Source organism: Sphingosinicella sp., assembly GCF_052387495.1.
In the GTDB taxonomy this organism is placed as follows: Bacteria; Pseudomonadota; Alphaproteobacteria; order Sphingomonadales; family Sphingomonadaceae; genus Allosphingosinicella.
This window is the reverse complement of the sequence record NZ_JBQTJC010000112.1, coordinates 1-4,135: the sequence shown is the minus strand read 5'-3', so window position 1 is coordinate 4,135 and position 4,135 is coordinate 1. Positions and strand designations below refer to the sequence as shown.

Annotated in this window: 2 protein-coding genes; one reads left to right on the top strand and one right to left on the bottom strand. The window is 69.5% G+C overall.

Annotation, left to right across the window (positions count from 1 at the left end; genetic code table 11):
* On the bottom strand, window positions 1-2,251 hold a 2,251-nt coding region (locus ACT4N8_RS06185), incomplete at its 3' end, for an NADP-dependent malic enzyme (RefSeq protein ID WP_444857262.1).
* A gap of 248 nt (window positions 2,252-2,499) precedes the next feature.
* Here ACT4N8_RS06185 and mutS point away from each other — a divergent pair.
* The coding region (mutS, locus tag ACT4N8_RS06180; RefSeq protein ID WP_444857261.1) for a DNA mismatch repair protein MutS at window positions 2,500-4,135 on the top strand (1,636 nt) is incomplete at its 3' end.

The window sequence follows — 4,135 nt, the reverse complement described above, 5'->3', positions numbered from 1 at the left end:
CGGCGGCGAGCACGGCGAGGGTGACGAGATCGGAGGCGGTCGCCGTCATCGGCGCGATCTGCACCCGCTCCTTCATGCCGACCAGCATCGGGCCGATCACCGAATCGCCGCCCAGCTCCCTGAGCAGCTTGGCCGAGATGTTCGCGGTCTGCAGGCCCGGCATGACGAGGACGTTGGCGGGGCCGGTGAGGCGGCTGAACGGATAGATTTTCTGAAGCGCCGGATTGAGCGCGACGTCGGGCGCCATCTCGCCTTCATATTCGAAGTCCACATCGTCCCGCGCGTCGAGCAGCTTCACGCCCTGGCGGATGCGATCGAGGAAGCTGCCTTCCGGATTGCCGAAGTTCGAATAGGAAAGGAAGGCGACGCGCGGCTCGTGGCCCATGCGGCGCGCGACCTGCGCGGTCTGGATCGCGATCTCGGCGAGCTGCTCCGGCGTCGGCCGCTCGGTCGCGGTCGTGTCGGCGATGAACACAGTGTGCGCCTGCCCGACCATGACGTGGATGCCGAACGGGGTGACGCCCTCCTGAGGATCGAGGACGCGGCGGATCTGGCGCAGGTTTTGCGCATAGGTGCGAGTGAGGCCGGTGATCATCGCATCCGCCTCACCGACCGCGAGCAGGCAGGCGGCGAAGATATTGCGGTCCTGATTGACCAGCCGCTCGACCTCGCGCGGCAGATAGCCGCGACGCTGGAGGCGTTTGTAAAGGTAGTCGGCGAGCTCGGCGACGCGGGGATAATTGCGGCTGTTATAGACTTCGAACGCCTCGGGATCGTCCACGCCCAATGCGCGGAGGCGGTCGTGGACGTCGTCGCGGCCGACCAGCACCGGAATGCCGTAGCCGCCGTCGCGAAACGCGATCGCGGCGCGCAGCACGACATCCTCCTCGCCTTCCGCGAAGAGCACCCGGCGCGGATTGGCCCGCGCCGCTTCGTAGGCGAGGGTGAGCACCGACGTGGTCGGGTTGAGCCTGGCCCGCAGCGCCGTGCGATAGGCATCCATATCCTCGATCGCGCGCCGGGCGACGCCGGTGTCCATCGCCGCCTGCGCGACCGCGGCGGGAACGATTTCCATCAGCCGCGGATCGAACGGGGCGGGGATGATGTAATCGGGGCCGAAGCTGTGCGCCTTGCCGCCATAGGCCGCCGCCACCTCTTCCGGCACCGCCTCGCGCGCCAGCTGCGCGAGCGCGCGGGCGGCGGCGATCTTCATCTCCTCGTTGATCGTCGTCGCCCTCACGTCGAGCGCGCCGCGGAAGATGAAGGGGAAGCCGAGCACATTGTTGACCTGGTTGGGATAGTCCGAGCGGCCGGTGGCTACGATCGCGTCGGGCCGCGCCGCCTTCGCCTCGGGCGGGGTGATCTCCGGGTCCGGATTGGCCATCGCGAAGATGATCGGCTTCTTCGCCATCTCCTTGACCATTTCGGGCTTGAGCGCGCCGGCGGCGGAGAGGCCGAGAAAGACGTCGGCGCCCTTGAGCGCCTGCTCAAGCGTCCGCACGTCGGTCTTGGCGGCGTGGGCGGACTTCCATTGGTCCATCCCCCCCTCGCGGCCCTGATAGATCACGCCCTTGCGGTCGCACATGATGACATGATCGTGCGGCACGCCCATCGCCTTGATCAGCTCGGTGCAGGCGATCGCCGCCGCGCCCGCGCCGTTCACCACCACCTTGACGTCCTTCAGCTTGCGCCCGGTCAGATGGCAGGCGTTGATCAGCCCGGCGGCGCTGATGATCGCGGTGCCGTGCTGGTCGTCGTGCATGATCGGGATGTTCATCCGCTCGCGCAGGGCCTGCTCGATGATGAAGCATTCGGGGGCCTTGATGTCCTCGAGATTGATCCCGCCGAAGCTCGGCTCCATCAGGGCGACGGCGTTGATGAAGGCGTCGGGATCCTCGGTGTCGAGCTCGATGTCGATCGAATCGACGTCGGCGAAGCGCTTGAAGAGGACGGCCTTGCCTTCCATCACCGGCTTGGAGGCCAGCGCGCCCAGATTGCCGAGGCCGAGGATCGCGGTGCCGTTCGAGATCACCGCGACGAGATTGCCCTTGGCGGTGTAATCATAGGCGCAATCGGGATTTTCGGCGATGGCGCGGACCGGGACGGCGACGCCGGGAGAGTAAGCGAGGCTCAGATCGCGCTGCGTCGCCATCGGCTTGGAAGCGATGATCTCGATCTTGCCGGGGCGGCCGGTCGAATGGAATTCGAGCGCCTCGGCCTCCGAGAATTTGACGTTGCTGCCCTCGCTCACATGGTCTCTCCCTGTTGTGGCGAAGCTGTAGGACTCAAGTCGTGACGGGGGCAAGTCAAAGCCGTCAGGCTTCTCAACCCCGTTCGGGCTGAGCCTGTCGAGGCCTCTTCCTTCTCCTGATCGGCAAGGCAGCAAGGAACGCCCTTCGAGAGGCTCAGGGCGAGCGGCGGTGGGTTCCTCCCGACGCCTCGAATCTCTATCGTCGCCCTGTGGCCACTCAGAGCAAATCCGACTCCCCGGCGACGCCGATGATGGCGCAATATCTCGCGCTGAAGGCGGAGGTGGACGGTTGCCTGCTTTTCTATCGGATGGGCGATTTCTTCGAGCTTTTCTTCGAGGACGCAAAGGTCGCGGCGGCCTGTCTCGACATCGCCCTCACCGCGCGCGGCGAGCATGAGGGCGCGCCGATCCCGATGTGCGGCGTGCCGATCCACGCCGCCGAAGCCTATCTCGCCCGGCTGATCAGGGCCGGCCACCGCGTCGCGATCGCCGAGCAGACCGAGAACCCGGCCGAGGCGAGGAAGCGCGGGGCCAAGTCGGTCGTCAACCGGGCGATCGTCCGGGTCGTCACGGCGGGCACGCTGACCGAGGAGGCCTTGCTCGATTCGCGCAGCGCCAACTGGCTGGTCGCGGTGGCGAAGGTCGGGGAGCGGGTCGGGCTGGCGGCGGCCGATATCTCGACCGGGCGCTTCGAGCTGGGCTCGGTCCCCGCAGCCGCGCTCGACGCCGAGCTGGCCCGGCTCGCCGCCGCCGAGGTCATCGCCCAGGAAGGCCGCGCCGGCTTCGACAGCATCGCGGCCGAGCGACGGCTGAAGGAGAGGTTCGGTGTCGCCACGCTCGACGGCTTCGGTGGGTTCGACCGGGCGGCGCTCGCGGCGGCGGGCGGCCTGCTCGCCTATCTCGACGAGGCGGCGCGCGATTCGCTCCCCTTCTTGCGGCCGCCCGCGAAGCTCTCGGCGGGCGACCATATGGCGATCGACGCGGCGACGCGCGAGAGCCTGGAGCTGACCCAGTCGGTCGCCGGCGGACGGGCGGGCAGCCTGCTCGGCGCGGTCGACCGGACGGTGACCGGCGCCGGGGCGCGGCTGCTCGCAGCCGATCTCGGCGCGCCTCTGCTCGACCGTTCGGGAATCGAGGCGCGGCTCGATCTGGTCGCGCTGTTCGAGCGCGACGGCGTGCTGCGCGACACCCTTCGCCGCCAGCTCCGTGCCTTGCCCGACATTGGCCGCGCGCTCGGTCGGCTGGTCGCCGGGCGCGGCGGCCCGCGCGATCTGGGGCAGCTGCGCGACGGGCTCGACGAGGCGCGGCGGCTGCACGAGAAGCTCGCCAAGCTGCCGGATCGCCCGGCCCTGCTCAAGGCGCTGCTCCCGGCGCTTGCCGGCCACGGCGCGCTGGTCGATCTGCTCTCCCGCGCGCTGGTGCCGTCGCCGCCGCTCGACAGCGCCCAGGGCGGTTATATCGCCGAAGGCTATGACGCCGCGCTGGATGCGCTCCGCGCGACCGGCGGCGAGGGGCGGCGGGCGATCGCCGCGCTCGAGGCGCGCTACCGCACCCAGACCGGGATCGCGACGCTCAAGATCCGGCACAACAATGTCCTCGGCTATCATGTCGAGGTGCCGGCCAGGGCCGCCGACCGGCTGATGGTCGCCGATTCGGGGTTCACCCACCGCCAGACGCTCGCCGGCGTCGTCCGCTTCAACGCGCCGGACCTGCACGAGCAAGCGCTGCGCGTCGGTCAGGCCGGCGCCCACGCCCTCGCCGCCGAGGCCGCACATCTGGAGGAGCTCACCGAGGAGGCGCTGAACCGCGCCGAGCCGATCGCCGCGACCGCCGACGCGCTCGCCCGGCTCGACGTCGCCGCCGCGCTCGCCGAGCGCGCGGTGG